This is a genomic window from Cohnella phaseoli (assembly GCF_003386235.1).
Taxonomy (GTDB): Bacteria; Bacillota; Bacilli; order Paenibacillales; family Paenibacillaceae; genus Cohnella; species Cohnella phaseoli.
On sequence record NZ_QRDZ01000006.1, the window covers coordinates 240730 to 262118 of the forward strand.

Genomic DNA, 21389 nt, shown 5'->3' on the forward strand with positions numbered 1-21389 from the left:
GAAGGCATTCGAATTAGGGTGGTACCGCGAACGAACACATTCGTCCCTTGACGAGTGTGTTTTTTATTTTGATATCGAAAGCAAGGAGGCTGCACAAAAGAATGAGACAAAGTCGATTGTTCGCCCAAACGTACCGAGAAGCGCCGACGGAAGCCGATACGACCAGTCATCGGCTGCTGCTGCGCGCCGGGTTTATCAGTCAGTTGGCGGCTGGGGTATATGCGTATTTGCCGTTAGGTCGCCGAGTGCTGCGCAAGCTGGAAAGCATCGTGCGGGAAGAGATGGACCGCGCCGGGGCGCAGGAGCTGCTGATGCCGGCGATGCAGCCGGCGGAACTGTGGCAGGAATCGGGCCGTTATGCCGCCTACGGACCAGAACTGATGCGGTTAAACGATCGTCACGACAGAGAATTCGCGCTCGGGCCGACCCACGAGGAAGTCGTAACGGCGCTTGCGCGCGAAGAGATCCATTCCTACCGCAAGCTGCCCGCGGAACCGGGAGAGTACCGATGAGTTTCTTTGAACGAATGGCCGTTAAGGCAAACGTCGCTTTGAACGAGCAGCAGCGGCAGGCTGCGTCCCATTCCGAGGGACCCTTGCTGCTTCTTGCTTCGCCGGGTTCGGGCAAAACGACGACGATGCTGATGCGGATCGCTTATTTAATGGAAGAAAAGCGGGTCCCGGCAGAGCGGATCAAAGCAGTGACGTTCAGCAAAGCGTCTGCGGAGGATATGAGGGCGCGCTTTGCCAGATTGTTCCCTTCGCTGTCCGCGAACGCTCCCGACTTTTCGACCATACACAGTCTGGCCTTCGAGATTGTTCGGAATCATTTTCGCAGTCGCGGCGTTGCTTATCGGATTATTGAGGGACGAAGCGGGGAAGAGGACGACGGGCGGCCGAACAAGCCGAAAATTATTCGCGAACTGTACCGACGCGCGAACGGCGATTATCCGCCGGACGATCGGATGGAAGAGCTGACGAGATACATCGGCTTCGTCAAAAACAAGCTGGTCCCGTCGGATCGGCTCTCGCAGATCAAATGCGACGTTCCAGGAGCGGAGAAGATCTACGAAGAGTACGAGCGCTACAAGCGGACGGCCGAAGACAGACTGCTGATCGATTTCGACGATATGCTGACCGAGGCTGACGCGGCGCTGAGCGCCGACGCCTCGCTGCTTGCGAAATTTCAGAGCCGTTTCGATTATGTAATGACGGACGAAAGCCAGGATACTTCGCTTGTTCAACACGAAATTGTAGAGAAGCTCGTGCGGAAGCACGGCAATCTGTGGGCCGTCGCCGATGACGACCAGAGCATCTACGGATGGCGAGGCGCCGAGCCTGCCTATTTGTTGGACTTTAAGACGAAGCATCCTCATGCGTCCGTTTTATTGTTAGAGCAAAACTACCGTTCAACCTCGAACATCGTAGATGTCGCCAACCGCTTTATTAAGCGCAATCGCAATCGATACGATAAAAATATGTTTACGGAAAATTCGAGCAAGGAAGATATCGCCGTTACCGTGCTTCCCGACTACCGTTATCAAGCAAAATATGTGACGGAGAAAATTATCGACGACGGAGAGCTGGGCGACACTGCGATTTTGTACCGAAACAATAGTTCTTCCATCCTGCTCATGAATGCTCTCGACCGTGCGGGTATTCCTTTCTATATGAGGGATGGGGATGCACGCTTCTTTTCCCACTGGGTCGTAGAGGACGTGCTGAACTTTATGCGGTTGACGTTTAACGATCGCCGCACGGATATTTTGCAAAGAATCCATTTGAAGTTCGGCGGATACATTTCGAAAAAGCAAATGGAACAGCTGTTAGAGCTTAAAGCGGACCCGGACGATTCGGTATTCGATCGCCTGGTGAAGCATATTCCGCTGCGGGAGTATCAGGGGAAAGCTCTGACGGCGTGCAAGGCGGCATTTCGCAGCATGCAGGGAGCGGAGCCGCTGACGGCGATTCGCATCATTCGCGACAACCTCGGCTACGACAAAGCGATCGATAAATCGTGCGAACGGATGGGCTACCGGAAGGAGACGCTGTTTGGCATTTTGCACGCCTTGGAGGAAATTGCCGAGCCGCTGGAGACGATGGAGCAGTTCGCGGCTAGACTGAAATTTCTCGAAGGGCGAATGAAGCAGTCAAAGGGCGGAAAAGAGGCCGGGACGGTTACTCTGTCGACGCTGCATAGCGCCAAGGGTCTGGAATTTGCGCGCGTGTATGTCGTCGATCTGATTGAAGGCGTGCTGCCCTCCGCAGACGACGTTCGCAAATGGGAGGCGGGCGACGCAGAGGATATGGAGGAGGCGGCCAGGCTGTTCTATGTCGGCATGACGAGGGCGAAGCGCCGCCTGGAACTGATCTCGTATGCAAGGAAGGAAGGGGAGCCGGTAAAGCCTTCCCGCTTCGTTGAAGACGTTCGTCGTTTGCAGCGGGATGAACCCGCCGGGAGGGCAGCGGAGGCCGGTCTTCAACGGTTCGTCCCTGAGAACCCGAATGCGATCCTCGATTCGTCGCGTCTCGTTGTCGGCGCTAAAGTCCGGCATGCCGTCTTCGGAGACGGAGAGATTGTTCTGACGCTTGGGGATAGCATGGACATCCGCTTCCGCAAGGAGACAAAGCGGCTCTCCGTCAACATTTGCGTGCAGATGGGACTGCTCGAACCGGCGACTGCGGAATGAGCAAGCCGCCGTAAGGCCGTTTGTTGACGCGGACTCCCGACTAAGACCGCATTGCTCCAGTCTGCGGCCGGGAGCTTGCGATCACGAGCCCGTGGAGCGGTATCGGCGGACGCCAAAGCTCCACAGCATTAAGCAGGGGACAATGAACAGACAGCCGGCCAGCGGAGCGAGCATATACGGAATTCCGCTGCCCTCCGTCCGACCGAGAATATATTGAAGCGGCACGTAGTTGACGAGTCCGAACGGAATAACGTAAGTGAAGAAGCGGGACACCCATTTGTGATAAATGTTAAGCGGGTATTGCGCCATCTCGCGGCCGCCGTCCGTAAAAATGTTGCCCACCTCCAGCCCCTGAACCGTCCAGAAGCACATCGTAGCGATAAGGATGAAGATGCCGGTGAATATCATAACGCCGCTGACGATCATGAAGAGCAGCGTAACGGCCTTCATCAGCGTCCAGTCCGTCTCCACCCGGCTGATCGCCCAGACGAGCACGACCAGGCTTTGCAACAATCTGCCGAAGCGGGTGAATTCGAATTTGGAGCCGAGCACCTGAAGCACGGTGCTGCGGGGACGAACGAGCAGCCGATCGAAGTCGCCGTTTACGATCAGCGCGGAAAACATGTCAAAGCCCCGCGCCAGGCACTCGGCGATGGCGAACGCCATGTGAATGACGCCGAATACAAGCGCGACCTCGAAAAACGTCCAGCCCTGAATTTGCCCGAATCGCTCGAACAAAAAGTACAGCCCCGCGAATACGGAGAACGGGATAAAAAATTGACCGAACGACAGCAGCCAGAACGATGTTCGGTACTGCATTTGGGACTTGAATAAAATAAGCAAATATTTGCCGAACAATCTCATGTCGGATTAGCCTCCTTGGACGACGACTCGTCTCAGCGCTTTGCCCATCGCGAATTTGCCTATCATCAGGAGCGCGGTCAGCCATAGCAGCTGCACCGGAATCGTGGCGAGCGCCTCGGCCGGCGGAATGTGCCCGGAATAGACGCGAAACGGAAAATCGGCCGCGAGCCGGAACGGAAGCGCATAGACGATTGTCTGCAGCCAGGACGGCATCAGCGGGACGGGAACGATCATGCCGGCGAGAAATTCTCCGGCGACACCGAACATAAGCAGCGAACCGGCCGGGGACATCGTAATGAACGTAGAAATGTAAATGAGCATGGAAACGGCGACCAGAATGAGCAGGCCGAGAACGAGAACGATTAAAAACAATAGGGCGGTAGTTGTGTCGTGAGGCAACGTCAGTCGATAGGGCGAAGGCAGCAGAAGGGCGACGGTGAGTATCGGGAAGCAGCGAAGGGCGGCGTTGGAGAGCCTCTGCGCGAGCAGCTTGGCATACCACAAGCCGTATAATCCGCTCGGCCGACAGAGCTCGTAGGCGATATTGCCCGTCGTAATCAATTGGAACAGCTCATTGTCGCGGAACCAGAGCGCGATAAAGGCCAAGAAAGCTTGCTGCAGCCAGATGTAGGTGACGACCTGCGTCAGCGAGATCGGAGGATCGGCCAGCGGCTGACTGTAGAAAGCTTGGTACACCATTATGATGATGAAGCCCCAGAAAAATTGCGTCGCGATGCCGGCGAGGGCGGCGGATCGGTACTGGAAGCCCGTTGCGAGCTTCAGGCGGAATACGGAATAGAAAGCCCTCATGAAATTTCGTACTCCTTGTACATGTTGACGAGCGCTTCTTCGATCGCGGAGCCGCCGCCCGTCTCTCCGCCTTCGGCCGACGCGTACTTGGCGCGCATGGCGGCCAAATCGCCGTCGTACAACAGCTTCCCTTTGCCGATTAGCAATATCCGCTGCGCCAGCGCCTCGATGTCGCTCATGTCGTGCGTGGTTAGAATGACGGTAACGCCTTTCTCCTTGTTGATCGTAGAGATGAACCGTCTGACCGCGATTTTGGATACGGCGTCAAGTCCGATCGTCGGCTCGTCCAAAAACAGAATGCCGGGTCCATGCAGCAGAGAGGCGGCGATTTCGCAGCGCATGCGCTGCCCGAGGCTGAGCTGTCTCACCGGCGTTTGCAGCAGCTCGCCAAGATCGAGCGTCTCGGTTAGCAGGTCGAGATTGCTTCTGTATTCTTGCTCCGTCACGTCGTAGATGTCGCGCAGCAACTCGAACGAATCGATGACCGGCACGTCCCACCAGAGCTGGGAGCGCTGTCCGAATACGACGCCGATGTTGCGCACGTACTTGACCCGGTCGAGCCAAGGGGTAAACCCCATGATGCTGCACGTGCCGCTGTCTGGAACGAGAATGCCGCTCATCACTTTGATCGTCGTCGATTTGCCGGCCCCGTTCGGACCGATATAACCGACGATCTCTCCTTGGCCGATCGAGAACGAAATATCGTTCAGCGCGGCTACCTCCGTATACTCTCTTCGAAACAGCGCCTTAAACGCGTTTCCGAAGCCCGAAGACCTTCGGGCCACCTTAAAGCTCTTGCTGATTCCGTTAACGGTAATCACAGTATGTCCTCCTGTATGGAATAAAAGCGAAAGGAAGAAGATACTACCATTGTCGGGGAAGCGCTGTCAAGCGTTATTTTACGTCTTAGCCAAGCTGCTTCGACGTATTAGGGCGCCGGAGGCGTTTTTTGCCTGGCGAGGCTTTTTATCCGGGTTACTGTTCATTTTTATCCCTCCATTATGAGAATGGCAACTTATCGATATTCGCGCGGTTTTCTATAATAAGAGGGAGTACAAACTTTCGAGCGTGCGAGCCCAGCGGCTTCTCCTCCTGCTATAATGAGATCAACCTACATGAGAGGACGGACATCGAAAGATGAGTTTAAGCAAACGAATTTTCACCGCCTTCTTCGCTTTTATTATCATTCCGTTGTTCGTGTTGGGAAGCGTCTCGTATCTTGTATCGCAGAAGGTGACGGAGAAGAAGTACGCGGAGCAGACCGAGCTTACGCTCAAAGCGATCGGCCGCAACATTAACAACATGATCAAGGAAGCCAATTATTTTTCGGATTTCTGGGTAACGATGGAGGACAGCGTGGAGGTCGTTGAGCAATCGATCGATGACGGCGGCGGTAACGTCGATCCTGCCGGGGGGGAATCGTCCAAGGGGACGGATTTCTATTCTCAGCTGCTGGAGAAGGAAAGGCTGCGCAAGCGCGTGCTGCTGACGTATCCGGGCATCCACTCGCTTACGTTGTACCGCAATGACAACAAACAGGTCAACGTCAACTTTTCGGCCAAGGACACGCCGATTCCGCGAGAGGAATTGGAGGCTCATCCCATCTATCAGGAGGTTTTGCGCAAGAACGGCGCTCCCGTATGGATCGGCCCTAACGAGGATAAGAACTTGACCGGAGACTACAATCTGTTTACGCAAATTCGCGTGCTGCTCGACGTGGAGACAATGAAGAACAAAGGCGTGCTCGTCACGCGATTCCAGTTGAACGAGCTAAGCAAGATTTTTACCTTTTATAATAGTCAAGGGAAGATTGATCGTCGCTTCCTGATTGTAGCGGGCAACGGCAACATTGTGTACGACAGCGAGAAAAGCCCTGAAGGGCGCCGGATTTCCGACTACGTGGATACCGAGACCCTCGATATGCACAGCTCCGTGGCGCAGAGCAAGACGCTTCCGTTCGACGAGCACAAAAGTCTCGTATCGGTTCAGGATTTGCAGCTTCAGCGGCTCGGCATCGGCGATTGGAAGCTGGTCATGGTTACTTCCTGGCAGTATCTGTCCGGCGATATGGCGGCCGTGCTGCGCTGGACAGTCGTCATTACGTCGTTCTCGCTTGTGCTTGCGCTTGTTTTTAACCTGATTTTCGTCCGAAGAATGGTGACGTTGATCGTGCGGGTTGTCCGAGCGATGCGGCAGGTGGAGCGCGGGGATTTATCCACGCGGGTTCCGGTCGTCGGCAACGACGAGACGACGGCGCTGTCCCGGGGCTTCAACAGCCTTGTCAAGAGAGTGTCCGAGCTGCTCGACGACGTCACGGAGGAGCAATCGCGCAAGCGCAAGGCCGAGATGATGCTGCTGCAGGCACAGATCAAGCCTCATTTTCTGTTTAACGCATTGGAATCGATCAATATTTTGGCCGTGCAGAACGAGGGGCGCAAAGTCAGCAAAATGGTGCAGCGGCTTGCGAATATTTTTCGCATCAGCATTCAGCAGAAAGAGGAAATTACGATCGAGCAGGAGCTGCAGCATTTGATGAGCTACCTGGAAATTCAGAAATACCGCTTCGAGGAGCTGTTCGAATACGCGATTGACGTTCCCAAGGAGCTGATGGACTGCACGATTCTGAAGCTGACGCTGCAGCCGCTCGTTGAGAACAGCATTCAGCACGGGTTCGAAGGCATCGATTATATGGGGAGAATCGAAGTCCGCGCGGCAATTGAAGGACGCAATATCGCCTTCTATGTCGAGGATAATGGAATCGGCATAGCGGAGGAGCAGTTGGCGCGGTTTGCGACTAGCGGGATTACGACGCTGCAGGAAATGTACGCGGAATCACCGGAGATGGGGGAACGACGGGGTCTTGGCGTCGGCAACGTCGCGGACCGGCTGCGCATTCATTACGGGAACGGCTATGGCGTAATGCTGTGCAGCGCTCCGGGATGCGGCACGACGATCAAATGTCTAATACCTCTAGAGAGGGAGGGGCGGCGATGAGGCTTAAAGCTTTGTTGATAGATGACGAGGTCAACATTTTGAAAAATCTCCAGGCCGTTATTCCTTGGGAAGAGCTGGACATTGAGCTGATCGGGACGGCTCGTAACGGAGAGCAGGCGCTGGAGCTGGCTCGGGAGCATCGTCCGCAGCTCATTATGTGCGACATTCGGATGCCGGTCATGGACGGCATCGAGTTTCTGGGCGAGCTGCGACAGTTCGATACGTCCGCGGAAGTCATTATGATGACGGGATATCAGGATTTCAGCTATGTAAGATCGGTTATTCGTTACGAAGTGAAAGACTACATTTTGAAGCCGATCGATTACGAGGAACTGGTCGAGACGATTCGCAAGCTGGCGGACGCCGTCCGGGAGAAGAGCATGGAGCAGCGCTCGATGCAGCAGGAATGGAAGCAGGTGTTCCATCTCGCCTACGAGAAGGTACTGTACGATCAGATTACCGATCTGGGCGGGTCGGCCAGCGGGCCGATACTTAGGCTTGGAGAGCTGGAAGGCGAAAATCTGGCGTTCGCGATGATGCTCGTAGACGTCGAAGACTATTCGAAACGAGAGAAAATTTGGGATGACAAGGAACGCAAGCTGTGGAATTTTGCCATCAACAATATTTTGCAGGAAAACCTGACCGCGTTCGGCGTCGTACATACCGTCATTCAAGTCAGAAGCGGGGAATGGTGCGTGCTGATCGAACGCTCCGCGCCCGATCTGTACGAGCGCGTACAATGCTTGTCGTGGGCGGAGACGCTGCGGCAAGCCGTACAGAGCTATCTCAAGCTGAGCATTCGCGTCGCGCTTCATCCGGCGGAGGTGACGCTGAAGCAGCTGTCCAAGACATATAAAAGCTTGCAAAGATCGTTGTACCTGTCGTCGACGGCTCACGAAGGCGTTATCGTGTCGGAGAGAGCTCGCGGCAGCTCCGAAACTTCGCAGCAGCTCTGGGACACGATCGAAGAAATGGTTACCGGGCTGAAGCGCTGCGACCGACGTCGCACCGAAACCGCGCTGCGCGAGCTGAACGAGAGTTTCAAATCGCTACCGGAAAATTCGTTCGAGCGAGTCGCGCCGATCGTCCATTATCTATGCATTCATCTGCTGCGAGAGATGCGGGAGATGGAGGTGATCGGCCGGCACGAGGAGACGGAAATCTGGCGGCAGATCGATCGGCATCAAGGCATTCGCGAGACGCTGCAGGTCGTTAACCAGCTCGTCGATCAATCGCTGGAGAGCGTCATGAAGAAAAAGACGAGCGACGTGCTGATGCTGTCCGCGAAAGATTACATCGAACGAAATCTGTCCGCAGAGCTCAGCATCGACGTGTTGGCCGAATACTTGGGCATTAGCGGCAGCTATTTCAGCTTGCTGTTCAAGCAGCATTTCGGGGAGACGTTCGTCGAATACGTAACGAAACAAAGGATGGAGATGGCCCGATCTTTGCTGGCTCTCAGCGATAAGAGCGTTACGCAGGTCGGATTGATGGTCGGCTACGCAGAGCGCCGATACTTCACCCGGGTATTCAGCAAATACACGGGAATGCTGCCGTCGGAGTACCGCGAGCAGCAGCAAAACAAGTCCGGTGCGGATAAGCCGGCTTGGACGAATCACGAGGAATAGAGGAGAGAAAGTCATGACGACAAACAGAGGTTTCGGAGAGCTTTCGCTTAAGCAAAAGATCGGACAGCTGTTCATGTGCGGATTCGAAGGAACCGAGCCGACGAAGGAGATCGGCAACCTGATTCGGGATTACGGCGTTGGAGGTATTATTTATTTTCGCCGCAATCTTAAGGACGCCGGGCAGGTTCGGGAGCTGTCGGACCGTTTGCAGCAAATCTCCGAGTATCCGCTCTTCATTGCAATAGACCAGGAGGGCGGCATGGTCGTCCGTCTGGAGGAAGGCGTAACCGTGATGCCGGGAGGGATGGCGCAGGGCGCTGCCGACAACGAAGCGCTGACGCGCGAGGCCGCTAAGCTGTCCGGCGCGGAGCTGCGCGAAATCGGGATCAATATGAATTTCGCCCCCTGCCTCGACGTGAACAACAATCCGCAAAATCCGGTAATCGGGGTGAGATCGTACGGAGAGGACCCAAAGCGTGTGGCGGCGCTTGGCCTGGCAGCGATTCAAGGCTATAAGGAAGGCGGCGTCGTTGCCGTCGCCAAGCATTTTCCGGGCCATGGAGACACCGCGGTCGATTCGCATTATGCTTTGCCTGTCGTTCCGCACGGCGTCGATCGGTTGAACGAGGTTGAGCTTTATCCGTTCCATTACGCGATTGAGCGCAAAGCGGATGCGATTATGACGGCGCACGTCGTATTTCCGGCCTTCGAGCCCGATTCCGCCATTCCGGCGACGCGCTCGGAGCCGATTCTAACCGGATTGCTGCGGAAGCAGTTGGGCTTCGAAGGCGTGATTGTGACGGATTGCTTGGAGATGAATGCGATTTCGGGGACGATCGGAGTCGCGCGCGGCGCAGTAGACGCGATCAAGGCCGGCGCCGATCTTATTCTGGTCAGCCACCGGGTGTCGAGGCAGACGGCTGCTCTTGAAGCGGTAATGGAAGCCGTGATGACGGGTGAAATCTCAGAGGCCCGCATCGATGAGGCGGCTCGCCGGATCTGGAACCTGAAGCAGGAGCAAGGTCTGTTCGGAGACGAGCTCCCGAAGGCGGATCGGGCAAGAGCCGCGGAGGTGCAAAGGGAGCTGTGCGAAGCCGCTGTGACCGTCGTCAAGGGAGGAGAGCGGTTGCCGCTTCCGAAGGAAGGTAAGACGGTTGTCATCTGGGCGGAGCCTCATTCCCGCACGGAGGTCATCGAGGTTATTCCGCAGGATTGGACGCTGGGCAAAGCGCTCAGCGCAGCAGGCTACGACGTTGTAGAGGTGCGGGTGGGAACCGATCCGACGGCGGAGGAGGCGGAGGCTGCCCGCAAGGCGGTAAGCACGGGGCAGCGAGCGGTGTTCGTGTCGTACGACGCGGCGTTTTCCGAATCGCAATCCGGGCTGATCAGCGAACTGAACGCAAGCTGCGAAGGCTCGTTCGTATGGGTTGCCTCGCGCACGCCTTACGATCTGCTGATCGCCCCGGAAGCCCCGGTATATCTGTGTACGTACGAGAACAAACCGGCAATGGTATCGGCGCTTGCCGGCGTGTTGTCCGGAGAGCTGGCCGTCAAGGCTAGACTGCCGGTGACGATCGGAAATTACGCTCGAGCCCCGGAAGGAGACTGATGGATGAGCTGCCGGATCGGGATGGACGTTGGAGGGACGAACGTCGTGACCGGTTTGTTCGATTCCGAAGGCCGGCTCCTTCGACGGAGCAAGGTTCGGACAATTAAGCTGAGCTCCTGCGAGCTGATTCAACAGCTAGCCGGTCAATGCAAGGAAATATTAGCTGCGGAGGGAGTCCGTGAGTCCGAACTGGAAGCGGTCGGCATCGGGCTGCCCGGATTTATTCAAAGCGAATCCGGGGTGGTGAGCTCCGCCAATCTGCCGTTTAACGACGTTCCCGTCGCAACTCGGCTGCAGCAGCTGTTGGGCGTGCCGGTTGCTGTCGAGAACGATGTGAAGATGGTCGTATACGGCGAATATTTGCATGGCGCAGGCAAAGGCTACTCGCATGTGCTGGGTCTTACGATCGGCACCGGGATGGCTTCCGCCTGGGTGTCGGACGGGCGGCTGCACGAGGGCGCCGGCGGTCTTGCCGGAGAAATCGGGCACATCTCTTTTCCCGACATTTCTTACATGTGCGGCTGCGGCATGAAGGGGTGCCTGGAGACGGTCGCGTCCACTGCGGGCATTGCCCGCCAGGCAAGGGATGGCTTGAAAGCGGGCTGGGTCGGCTTGCTGGCGGAACGATTTCCACCGGAAATTCGCGACGAATTGACGTCGCACGACGTATGGCAGGCGTATCTTGACGGAGACGCATTCGCGGGCCAAGTGTTTCAGAGGACGGCGAACTGGTTGTCGCGTGTGCTCGTTCCATCTATTGCGCTGCTCAGTCCGGACGTTATCATTGTCGGGGGCGGAGTGGCTGCGGCAGGCGATATCTTCTTCGATTCGCTCAGGTCGTACGTCAGCGCCAGCCTTCATCCGCTCTACAGAGAGAGACTTCGCATCGTTCCTCCATCGCTTGGCGATGACGGCGGGCTCTACGGAAGCGCGGAATTTGCGCTTAAGAGCCGTAAGATCGGTTTGCGCATCTGAATTGGACAGCGATTTTTCCCCCGTAAAATCCGAGGGAAAAATCGTTTTTTTATTGTCCATGTTGTATAATTACGGGCAGGGAAGGAGGACGGGTTACGTGACTACTTATTCGCGAGCGAGAACGCAAACCCAGAAGAAGGCGAAGCGCCGAGCGAAGACGAGAATACTGCTTGTCGTTAACGGGATTTTGCTTCTCTGTATCGCCGCGGCAGCGTTTGCAATCTGGAAAGCGGAGCAGGGCGATTCGAATGAAGCGCCGCCTTCGGCCGCTGTCCAAGCTCCGTCCGGGCAGCCGGACGACGCCGATCCGTCCGGAGCGCCGCCGACGGACGATTCAAAAGAAGGGGCGGAAGCATCCGCGTCTTCCGAGCCGTCGGAAAAGCCGGAGCCGACAACGGAGCCGGTCGACGTCGCGGAAGGAGATACGGTGTCTCTCGCGTTTGTCGGAGATATACTCCCAGCGGCAAGGGTGCTGGAGTTGATGAAGACCAATGGCTACGATTACCCGTTTCGCGAGTCGAAGGCGCTGCTGGAGGCTGCGGATATTGCGGCCGGAAACTTGGAAGCGCCGATTACCGTTCGCGGGACTCCCGCGGAAGACAAGCAGTTCGTATTTCGCGGAACCGTCGATGCGTTGAAGGCGGTGAAGGACGCCGGTTTCGACTTTGTCTCATTGGCTAACAACCATACGCTCGATTACGGATGGCAAGGTTTAAGCGATACGATGGACGCTTTGGACGACGTCGGCCTGAAGCATGCGGGATCGGGCAATGACGATAAGGAAGCTTTCGAGCCGTCGTACATAGAGGCGAATGGAATTACCGTAGCGTTTATCGGCGTTACGCGAGTCGTTCCGGTAGTGGAATGGAAGGCGGACAAAAACCGTCCGGGACTTGCGGAGGCGTATTCGCCGGTACGTGCGGTCGCCACCATCGAGGAAGCGAAGAAAAACGCCGATATCGTCGTGGTCATGGTTCATTGGGGAGAAGAGAGAAAGGATACGCCGGTCGCCCATCAAACCGATCTCGCCCATCGTTTCGTCGATGCGGGAGCGGATTTGGTCATCGGCAGCCATCCCCACGTGCTGCAAGGCTTCGAGAGCTACAAAGGGAAGTGGATCGCCTACAGCCTCGGCAATTTCGTGTTCTCGTCGACAACGGTGCGTTCGTCGGAGACGGGCATTCTGAATGCCGAATGCCGCAAGGGCGGCGGTTGCGAGCTGTCGTTTAATCCGATGTTCGCCACCAACTCGCAGCCGGCGCCGATGGAAGACGCGGAAGGAAAAGCGCTGCTGGCCAGGCTGTCGTCGCTGTCCATCGGGGCTTCGGTGGAGGAGGATGGAGCGATTGCTTCACGGAATTAAAAGCTATGCGAAGGGACTGCGCAATTTGCCCTTCAGATTTCATTTTTACGGAAGAAGGGGCAAGATGGATAAACAGACGAAGGCGGCGCTTCATCCGTGCGTCGCTCATCGGGGCTTTTCGGGCAAAGCTCCGGAAAATACGCTGGCAGCTTTTAAGCTGGCGCTCAGTCATCCGCACGTGAAGTGGATGGAGCTGGACGTGCACCTGTCCAAGGACGGGGTTCCGGTCGTTATTCATGACGGCACGCTGGAGCGAACTACCAACGGTAGAGGAAGGGTCGCCGATTACAGCGCGGAGCAGCTGGCGAGCCTGGATGCGGGAAGCTGGATGGACGCTTCGTTCTCGTCGGAAGGCGTTCCCACTTTGGAGCAGGTGCTCGATCTGGCGGCGGGAAGATGCAAGCTGAATATTGAGCTCAAGAGCGACGATGCCGATTTCGAACGTCTCGCTTCGCGGGCGGTTGAAGTCATCCGCTCGCGGAAAATGGAAGCCGAACATACGATAACGTCGTTTGAACCGGCGATTTTGCGCGCCGTGCGCAAAGCCGCCCCGGAGCTTAGAATCGGACTTATTATCGACGACAACCCCGACGATCTGGTCGAACGGCTAATCTCGCTCGATTGCTCTTATCTGTCGATCGGGTTCTATCACTTGAACGAGAAGCTGCTTGAGCAGACCGCCAAAGCGTCGATCGAGGTGATGGCGTGGACGGTTAACTCGGTTTCCGATTTGGGAAGGCTGGCCGCTCGTCCGGAAGCCTTCCAACTATGTACCAATTATCCGGATCGTTGGCTTGCTGTTGTCGAAGGAGAGGACTAATATGCGCCGATTAAGCGAAATGAGAACGGCGGATCTGCGCAATATTTATTGCGTCGGCCGCAACTATCGTCTGCATGCCGCCGAGTTGGGCAACGAAGTTCCGACGACCCCAATGATCTTCACGAAGCCGAGCCATTCGGCAGTAGATATGAACGGCGGGGAGATTATCCTTCCCGGCTCTCAGGGCAGCGTTCACTACGAAGCGGAGCTCGTATTCGCAATCGGCAGACCTTATGAACCGGGAATTCGCTTTGACGAACTGGCATCCGCTTTTACCATCGGGCTGGATCTAACTTTGCGGGACGTGCAGGCTCGTCTGAAGGAGAAGGGGCATCCGTGGCTTGCGGCCAAAGGCTTCCGCAACTCCGCTTTGCTCGGCCGTTGGTTGCCTTATTCCGGCTCCGCAGAGCTGGAAGCGCACGACTTTACTCTGCTGATTAATGAGGGTGAGGTCCAGAGGGGCAACGTTCGCGACATGGTATTCGATCTGCAAACGCTGACTGAATTCATCGCCCGCCATTACGGACTCGGGCCTGGAGACGTATTGTTTACCGGAACGCCGGCCGGAGTAGGCCCTCTAGCCGACGGAGACCGTCTTGACGCCAGGTGGAACGGGGAAAGTATCGGCAGCTTCGTGGCGTCAATCCATTCTTAAACGCAAATAGAGGAGTCAACCGGACGCATTGTCCGCGAAGACTCCTCTATTTTGCTATTCCGTCTTCTCTTCAACGTCGGCCAGACGTTCGCGGATCGCCTTGATTTGCGGCAAATGGGCAAAGAAAGCGTCCACGACGGCGGGATCGAAATGCCGTCCCCGCTCCTCGCGGAAGAAGCTTTCAATCCGGTCCATCGGCCACGGTTTTTTGTACACCCGTTCCGCGCTGAGCGCGTCGAAGACGTCGGCCACGGCCGTAATCCGGCCGAAAATATGAATTTCTTCTCCTTTTCGTCCGGCGGGGTAACCGCTGCCGTCCCATTTCTCGTGATGTTGTTCGGCAACGACGGCGGCGGCGCGCAGTAGTTCGCGCTTGGATCCTTGCAGCAAGCGATAGCCGATGTCGGTATGAGACTTGATCGCATCATATTCTTCCGGCGTCAGTCTGCCGGGCTTGTTCAAGATGGCATCGGAGATGGCGACTTTGCCAATGTCGTGCATGGGAGAAGCGGTGCGCAGCAGCTCGGCTTCCGCTGGGGGCAGACCGAGCGCGATTGCAAGAATATAGGAGTATTCGGCTACGCGCTTGACGTGGTTGGCGGTTTCCTTGGAGCGGATTTCTCCGACCTCGCCCATTTTGGCGATGATTTCGCGCTGTGTGTCGTAGATTTCTTGGTGGAGCATGACGGACTCCAGAGATTTGCCGGCATAGGAGGCGGCGAGGGAGAGCAGTTCCAGATCTCGAGGAGTAAAGCTGTCGACTTCGGTCAGCTTGTTGATCGCTTGGTAGGCCCCTATAATTTGTCCGTCATTGTTGCGAAACGGAACGGTAATGACCGATTTGGTCCGGTAGCCGGTTTTGCGATCATTCTCGGAATTATGCCTTGGATCCGAATAGGCGTCTTCAATAATGATGGCTTCCCCGGATACGATCGAGCTTCCTACGAAGCCGGTTCCATATGGGATGCGAATTTCGTCGACACCGTGGGCCACCGTCGTATAAAGCTGTTTATTTTCTTCGTCGATCAGCCACACCGTGCATCTATCGGATAAAATTAATTCGCGTCCCATATCGGCCATGTGCACAAGCACGGCGTTCAGTTGCCGTTCGCTGGCGATTTTAGACGTGTAATCGAAGATGATCTTCAACAGCTCTTCGGGACTTAACTCTTTTTTGCGCATAAGATGTCACTCCTTAACCACTCCTTTCCAAATATTCGCGAAATTATTGTCGAATCCTGCTGCAATTTATTCCGTCCATATAATAAGTAATCGCTTTGGACAAGCTTTCCTTCAAATCCTCTTTCATCTGGAAGCCGCCCATCGATTCGAGGGAGGCAAAGCCATGAACCATGCTCCGCAGGCCGCGTACAGCATGAACGGCTTCCTCTTCCAGAATGCCGAGAGGCTGCATCAGGCGAATGAACAGATTCAGAATACTGTCTGATGCTTGCTCGAAGGCTTCAGGCTTCGGCGAGACGACGCGATTGATCGCTTCGTACAGCCCGGGATGCTCCCGTACGAACTGGACGTAGGCATGCCCGACTTCAATGAAGGCCTGCTTGCTCGAATACCCGATTGCAGCGTCATGAAGCTGATCCTTCAGATTGGCAAGGGCATAGGAGGCCAGTTTCTGGCGCAAATCCGCCAGCCCTTCGACGTGGTTGTAAAGGGAGGGGGTTTTGATGCCCAGATTCTCTGCCACGCTCGCAAGCGTAATTCGATCCCAGCCGTCGCGATCGGCGATCGCGGCGGCAGCTGCGACAACCGACTCCGGCTTGATTCCGGCTCTCATCCGGCATTTCTCCTTTCCAAGGCGGTTTGAGCGGCCGCTATCGCTTGTTCAATTGCCGCAGCAGGTTGAAGCACGGCGGGGCCGTGGCCGACGGCAAGCGCGTTGGGACGCAGATCGAGTATTTTGCGGGCGCTCTCGATTGCCGTTCGTGCATGCCAGGTCGCCATGGCCGGGAAGGGGAACTTCCATTGCAGATGACCCGAAACGGCCAAGCCGCCTTTCGTCTGAAAAGCGTCTCCCGCAATCAGCGTCTTGCTGCCAATTTCCAGAAAACAGAAGTGTCCGGGCGTATGACCCGGGGTAGCGATCGCGGTCAGAGAGCCGATTCGTTCTTCGTCGTCGAACAGGAAGTCGGGCTCGAATGGCGGCTGCTTGGGTACCCCACCTTTGATCGGACTTTGGGCTTCGTAGGGCTGCAGCCCCCGATCTCCTCGCAGGAGCGCAGCGTCTCTCCGGGAAATACCTACTTGCGCATCCGGGTAGATCGACTTTAGATAAGGCACCGCCCCGATATGATCTTCGTGGGCGTGCGTGAGTAGAATACGGGTCAGCGGCTTGCCGGTTTCCTTGATCGCGGCATGAATCTTCTTGGCAACAAAAGGCATGCAGGCGTCGATCAGTGTGATGCCGTTCTCCTCCTCGACAAGATAGCAATTCATCGGGAAGAGCCGCGGCATAAAAATAAGCTGGGTTACGTTTCCCCAAGTTGTAGCTCTCATAAGTAAATCCTCCTTCGAAAACTAATTACATTTATATTATAACTAATGGAATTAGTTTTTGGGAAGGGGGAATTTTGTCCTATGCCGCGTGCAAAGGTGTTAAACGTCGAATAGGGGGGAAAAAATCTACAAATATAGCAAGACGATCTTATCCCCCCGTTAGTTGTTTAAGTCCCTTACTTTGGCTAAAAATGCACGTACAATAAGGGTGTAAGCAAAACCACATTCCATTTAGGAGGGTCCTAAGTTGAAGAAAAAATTGGTAACAGTAACGGCTTCGGTTCTGATGTTATCCTCGGTATTGAGCGCATGCGGAAGCGACAACAAAGAGAACAACGCATCTCCGTCGGCATCTCCGGCAGCAAGCCCAAGCGCAAGCGCATCAAGCCCAGCCCCGAGCGAATCCGCGCCGGCTCCTGTCGAAAGATTCGACGTCTCCCTTCGTCACATTCAAATCGGCGAACTGCAAAAGTTCCGTAAAGCGATTTTGGACGAGGTCGTACAGAAGGCCGAGACCGAAGTGCCAGGCGCCAACTTCGAAATGGATGCCGTAGAGGACAGCTTCAACCGCTTTACCAAGCTTCCGGCCGAGATGGCAGCCGGCAACCCTCCGAAAATTTTCGACTTGTTCGGCGGTCCTGGCGACGGACAAAAATACGCTCGCGCCAACAAACTGCTTGACCTGACTCCGATTATCGAAGAGCTCGGCATCAAAGATAAGTTCACGGACTATTCTACATTCGTAGTAGACGGTAAAGTGTACGGCTTGCCGATCGGCGCCGGATCCGAAGGTTGGTTCTACAACAAAGAAATTTTGGAGGCTAACGGCCTAGCTGCTCCGACAACGCTCGAAGAGCTTGAAGCTGCGTTCGCGACGCTCAAAGGCAAAGGCATTACGCCGATCGCAATGGGTTCGCAAGCGGCATGGGTACCGTTCATGCTGCTGAACACGCTCATTCCGCGTTATGCCGGAGAAGACATTCAAGCAGGCGTTGCCGACGGTTCCCGTAAAATGACGGAACCGGAAGTCGTAGCAGCTCTGGCAAAATACAAAGAGTGGGTTGACAAAGGCTACTTCACCAAAGGCGAGCTGGGCATCGACTACACGGGCCAAACGAACGAATTCATCGCCGGCAAAGCTGCATTCCTGTTCGACGGTACTTGGAGAATTTCCACGTTTAACGCAGACGGCGTAGGCGCCGCGTTGAACGGCAAAGTCGGCTACTTCGCAATGCCAGCCGTACCAGGCGGCAAAGGCAGCCAAAAAGCGGTTAACTTTAACCAAAATAACGGTTACGGCTTTTCGTCCGACGTGAACGACAACGAAAAAGCGGCGATCAAAGCATTTATCAAAAACCTGTACACGGAAGAATATCAAGTTCGCGGCTACCAAGAAGACGGCGTATTGCCTTCCATGAAAGTGGATGCGTCCAAGCTGACTTCCGACAATCCGATTATGCAGCAAGTTCTGGCTTCCAACGCGGCAGCAGAAGGCGTAGTATTCCCGCACTTCGACTCCCTCGTTCCGGGCGCAGTTAACGGCGAGTTCGAAAAACAAATCCAAAACTTGATTGCAGGCAAAACGACTCCGGAAAAAGCGGCTGAAGAAATTCAGAAAGCTTTGGACAGTGAGCTGGCAGCTCTGAAATAGTTTAGAAAACAACGGAGAACGAGGTATCGCCTGCCCGGTCGGGCGATACCTCTCTCATGTCACAAGGGTGGGAGAACCATGAACAAAACACTGAGAAATCCATATGTATACCTGCTCTTCGTCCTGCCGACAATCGGATTGTATTGCCTCTTCTTTGTCTATCCGGTGTTTCAATCGTTATTTTACGGGCTGACGAATTGGGACGGATTAAGTCCGGCCAAGTACACGGGATTCGCCAACTTTGAAAAAGCGTTTAACGATGACGATTTTTGGGTTTCCGTCAAAAATAATATGTATTTCATCCTGTTTTCCGTTTTCGTGCAAGTTCCTTTGATCATTATGTTCTCATTGTTGATCAGCGGCGTTAAGCGCCTCCAAGGTTTCTACAAAACAACGGTGTTTATGCCGTCTATTCTTTCCACCTCGATTATCGGGATTTTGTGGGGATTCATGTATCATCCGAGTATCGGATTGTTCAACAATTTTCTGGGCTGGTTCGGCATTGAGCCGATTTACTGGCTGTCCGATACGAAATGGGCGATGCTGTCCATACTTGTTACGAATGCCTGGCAATGGATGGGCTTCTATATCGTGCTGGTGCTTGCAGCCATTCTGGCTATTCCTAAGGAAATCAACGAGGCGGCGGAAATCGACGGAGCTACCGGCATCCAAAGAGCTTTCCGGATTACAACGCCGCTCATTATGCCTGTTATATCGGTAGTTATCATGCTGTCCATCGCCGGCGCGATGCGTGTCGTCGACATCGTCCTCGTCATGACCAACGGCGGACCCGCGGGCGCGACGGATGTTATGGCCTCGTATATGGTTAACAAAGCGCTTAGATACGGTCAATACGGTTACGGTACCGCCCTTTCGATTATGATCTTCGTCATTGCATTGTTGCTGACGGCGATTTACCAAATCGCAATTGCCAGACGGCAGGAAAGGATCGAGTACTAATGCCAAAAGTCATCAAAAAAGCCTTGCCGCATCTGCTGCTGCTCATATACGTCTTCATTATTCTGTTCCCGTTCGTGTTCGTGCTATTCTCGTCCTTAAAGGAGTCGAACGACCAGATTGTTACCGCTCCGTTCGGATTTCCTGTCCAGATGGCGTTCGATAACTATGTGGATGCTTGGACGCAAGCGAAAATCAGCAAGTATTTCTTTAACAGCGCCTACTTGTCGGTAAGCGCAGCGGTATCCGCGATTCTCATCGCCGCAGCAACCGCTTATGCGCTGTCGCGTATGAGATTCGATAAGAGTAGCAAAGCGATCTACCAATTTATTCTGATCGGGATGCTCATTCCCGGAAACGTATTGTTTATCGCTCAGTATATTTTGATTCAGAAGCTGGGTCTGCTGGACACTCACTGGGCGCTATACTTGCCGTATACTGCCGGGGCGCTGCCGTTCAGCGTGCTGCTCATCGTCGCATTTATGAAGGCGATCCCGTCGGAATTGGAAGAGGCCGCAATTGTCGACGGACTGGGCGTTATTCGCTCGTTCATCCGAATCATTTTGCCGCTGACGATGCCTGCGCTCGTGACTGTCTTTATTATCAACCTGCTTGGCAACTGGAACGAGTACTTGCTCGCCAATTTCTTTATCAGCAAGGATGCGCTTAAAACGTTGCCCACAGGGATGGTCGGTTTCCGCGATGCATTCCAGACGAGTTATCCGCTCGTATTTACAGGGGTCGTCATCAGCGTTCTGCCGATTCTGGTCATCTATGCTTTCCTGCAGCGGACGATTATCGAAGGTCTGACCGCGGGAAGCGTCAAGGGCTGATCGTTCGAATTCGGGACAGCCGTTCTGTCGCCAATGGCTTAAGCCGGCGCAAATCTCATCTGGAGATTTGCGCTTTTTGGCGTATGCGGCTTATGATGGGAAAGACTATCGGCTATAGAAAGGAGAATGTTCTGTGATTGTACATTCGTTCCCGCCGATCATCGATTCCGGGTGCCGGATGCTCGTTCTGGGCAGCATGCCGGGCGCCGCATCCTTGCAGGCGCATCGATACTATTGGAACCCGCGCAATTATATGTGGCGTATTCTATACGCTTTATTCGGGGACGGGAGGGAGCCGGACGAAGCGTACGAGGAGCGGCTCGCATTCGCGCTTCGAAGCGGCGTTGCTCTGTGGGATACGATCGCGAGCTGCGAAAGGAAGGGGAGCCTGGACAGCGAAATCCGCCAGGCGGTCCCGAACGACATCCCGGGTCTGCTGGCCGATTATCCGAACGTGCGGGCGATCGTCTGCAACGGCTCGAAGTCGTTGGCCGAGCTGACCAAGCACTTCGGGGATCATCCGGAGGTGCGCAGCCGCGAGTTGATTCGCATGCCGTCCACGAGCCCGATTCCGACTCGAGACTACCGCGGTTTGGAGGACAGGCTGGAGGCTTGGAAGCGATTGCTTGAATTGTGAAAAGAGGGCTGGTCCTCAAGAGGTGTTTCCAATTTATTGGATAATAAACTTTTACGACGGATCTATTTACACACATGAGGTTAGGCAGGGGAATTAGTCGAAAATCCGCACAAAGCAATTCGGCTCAGACTCCAACGACGGACGTTTGTAGGAAAATCCGCACAAAGCAATTCGGCTCAGACTCCAACGACGGACGTTTGTAGGAAAATCCGCACAAAGCAATTCGGCTCAGACGCAAACGACGGACGTTTGTAGGGAAAATCGTATAAATCAACCAAGATCGGGGATTGTACGCCTCTAAAGCGTCTTCGATAATTACACGAATAACTTCGAGGAATTATCTGGAGGTGTTGTGGGTCATGATTAGCCCTGGAGACTGCCTCATACGCT

Annotated in this window: 18 protein-coding genes and 1 pseudogene; 13 read left to right on the plus strand and 6 right to left on the minus strand. The window is 55.0% G+C overall.

The window, feature by feature from the left end; translation table 11 throughout:
• Positions 1-101: 101 nt before the first annotated feature.
• Positions 102-488 (plus strand): annotated as a pseudogene (locus DFP98_RS10230) (proline--tRNA ligase); the annotation flags it as partial.
• A 20-nt stretch (positions 489-508) separates the two neighbouring features.
• Positions 509-2689: an ATP-dependent helicase gene (locus DFP98_RS10235; RefSeq protein ID WP_116060481.1), complete on the plus strand. Its 2181-nt coding sequence runs from the start codon at positions 509-511 to the stop codon at positions 2687-2689.
• An 81-nt stretch (positions 2690-2770) separates the two neighbouring features.
• Here DFP98_RS10235 and DFP98_RS10240 read toward each other — a convergent pair whose 3' ends face one another.
• From DFP98_RS10240 to DFP98_RS10250, 3 genes are read right to left on the minus strand one after another with little or no spacing between them, the layout of a single operon-like run.
• Positions 2771-3553 carry an ABC transporter permease gene (locus DFP98_RS10240; protein WP_116060482.1) on the minus strand — a complete coding sequence of 261 codons (783 nt, stop codon included), beginning with the start codon at positions 3551-3553 and terminating at the stop codon, positions 2771-2773.
• Positions 3554-3559: 6 nt separating this feature from the next.
• Positions 3560-4363 (minus strand): ABC transporter permease, encoded by an 804-nt coding sequence (locus DFP98_RS10245; RefSeq protein ID WP_116060483.1) that lies wholly within the window; start codon positions 4361-4363, stop codon positions 3560-3562.
• Positions 4360-5184, minus strand: coding sequence for an ABC transporter ATP-binding protein (locus tag DFP98_RS10250; protein ID WP_116060484.1), 825 nt, complete (start codon positions 5182-5184; stop codon positions 4360-4362). Before DFP98_RS10250 ends, DFP98_RS10245 begins: the two co-directional genes overlap by 4 nt.
• 316 nt (positions 5185-5500) lie before the next feature.
• Here DFP98_RS10250 and DFP98_RS10255 point away from each other — a divergent pair, with 316 nt between their 5' ends.
• The 7 genes from DFP98_RS10255 to DFP98_RS10285 all read left to right on the plus strand — a co-directional run bounded on the left by DFP98_RS10255 (position 5501) and on the right by DFP98_RS10285 (position 14407).
• On the plus strand, positions 5501-7357 hold the full coding sequence (locus tag DFP98_RS10255; protein ID WP_116060485.1) for a cache domain-containing sensor histidine kinase: 1857 nt from the start codon (positions 5501-5503) through the stop codon (positions 7355-7357).
• Positions 7354-8985 carry a response regulator gene (locus DFP98_RS10260; protein WP_181917598.1) on the plus strand — a complete coding sequence of 544 codons (1632 nt, stop codon included), beginning with the start codon at positions 7354-7356 and terminating at the stop codon, positions 8983-8985. Before DFP98_RS10255 ends, DFP98_RS10260 begins: the two co-directional genes overlap by 4 nt.
• A 13-nt stretch (positions 8986-8998) precedes the next feature.
• Complete coding sequence (gene nagZ, locus DFP98_RS10265; RefSeq protein WP_116060487.1) at positions 8999-10594, plus strand: beta-N-acetylhexosaminidase; 1596 nt, start codon at positions 8999-9001, stop codon at positions 10592-10594.
• 3 nt (positions 10595-10597) lie between these two features.
• Positions 10598-11569, plus strand: a complete 972-nt coding sequence (locus DFP98_RS10270) for an ROK family protein (RefSeq protein WP_116060488.1) — start codon at positions 10598-10600, stop codon at positions 11567-11569.
• A gap of 97 nt (positions 11570-11666) precedes the next feature.
• Positions 11667-12932 (plus strand): CapA family protein, encoded by a 1266-nt coding sequence (locus DFP98_RS10275; protein WP_246016481.1) that lies wholly within the window; start codon positions 11667-11669, stop codon positions 12930-12932.
• Positions 12916-13752, plus strand: a complete 837-nt coding sequence (locus DFP98_RS10280; RefSeq protein ID WP_246016482.1) for a glycerophosphodiester phosphodiesterase — start codon at positions 12916-12918, stop codon at positions 13750-13752. The genes DFP98_RS10275 and DFP98_RS10280 overlap by 17 nt, the downstream gene beginning before the upstream one ends.
• Before the next feature lies 1 nt (position 13753).
• The gene (locus DFP98_RS10285) at positions 13754-14407 is read left to right on the plus strand and encodes a fumarylacetoacetate hydrolase family protein (protein WP_246016483.1); all 654 of its coding nucleotides are present in this window, start codon (positions 13754-13756) and stop codon (positions 14405-14407) included.
• Positions 14408-14461: 54 nt separating this feature from the next.
• On the opposite strand, the gene DFP98_RS10290 is transcribed toward DFP98_RS10285, so the two are convergent.
• Genes DFP98_RS10290 through DFP98_RS10300 form a run of 3 tightly spaced genes read right to left on the minus strand, consistent with a single transcriptional unit; the run spans position 14462 to position 16921 of the window.
• Complete coding sequence (locus DFP98_RS10290) at positions 14462-15589, minus strand: HD domain-containing phosphohydrolase (protein WP_116060489.1); 1128 nt, start codon at positions 15587-15589, stop codon at positions 14462-14464.
• Between the two features lie 43 nt (positions 15590-15632).
• The gene (locus DFP98_RS10295; protein ID WP_116060490.1) at positions 15633-16202 is read right to left on the minus strand and encodes a TetR-like C-terminal domain-containing protein; all 570 of its coding nucleotides are present in this window, start codon (positions 16200-16202) and stop codon (positions 15633-15635) included.
• A complete protein-coding gene (locus DFP98_RS10300; RefSeq protein ID WP_116060491.1) occupies positions 16199-16921 on the minus strand; it encodes an MBL fold metallo-hydrolase in 723 nt (240 codons plus the stop codon). The genes DFP98_RS10295 and DFP98_RS10300 overlap by 4 nt, the downstream gene beginning before the upstream one ends.
• A gap of 247 nt (positions 16922-17168) precedes the next feature.
• Between DFP98_RS10300 and DFP98_RS10305 the strand changes: the two genes are divergently transcribed.
• The 4 genes from DFP98_RS10305 to DFP98_RS10320 all read left to right on the plus strand — a co-directional run bounded on the left by DFP98_RS10305 (position 17169) and on the right by DFP98_RS10320 (position 20999).
• A complete protein-coding gene (locus DFP98_RS10305) occupies positions 17169-18572 on the plus strand; it encodes an extracellular solute-binding protein (RefSeq protein WP_116060492.1) in 1404 nt (467 codons plus the stop codon).
• A 78-nt stretch (positions 18573-18650) separates the two neighbouring features.
• Positions 18651-19532, plus strand: coding sequence for a carbohydrate ABC transporter permease (locus tag DFP98_RS10310; RefSeq protein WP_116060493.1), 882 nt, complete (start codon positions 18651-18653; stop codon positions 19530-19532).
• A complete protein-coding gene (locus DFP98_RS10315) occupies positions 19532-20362 on the plus strand; it encodes a carbohydrate ABC transporter permease (RefSeq protein WP_116060494.1) in 831 nt (276 codons plus the stop codon). The genes DFP98_RS10310 and DFP98_RS10315 overlap by 1 nt, the downstream gene beginning before the upstream one ends.
• A gap of 133 nt (positions 20363-20495) precedes the next feature.
• Positions 20496-20999, plus strand: a complete 504-nt coding sequence (locus tag DFP98_RS10320; protein ID WP_246016484.1) for a DNA-deoxyinosine glycosylase — start codon at positions 20496-20498, stop codon at positions 20997-20999.
• Positions 21000-21389 lie beyond the last annotated feature (390 nt).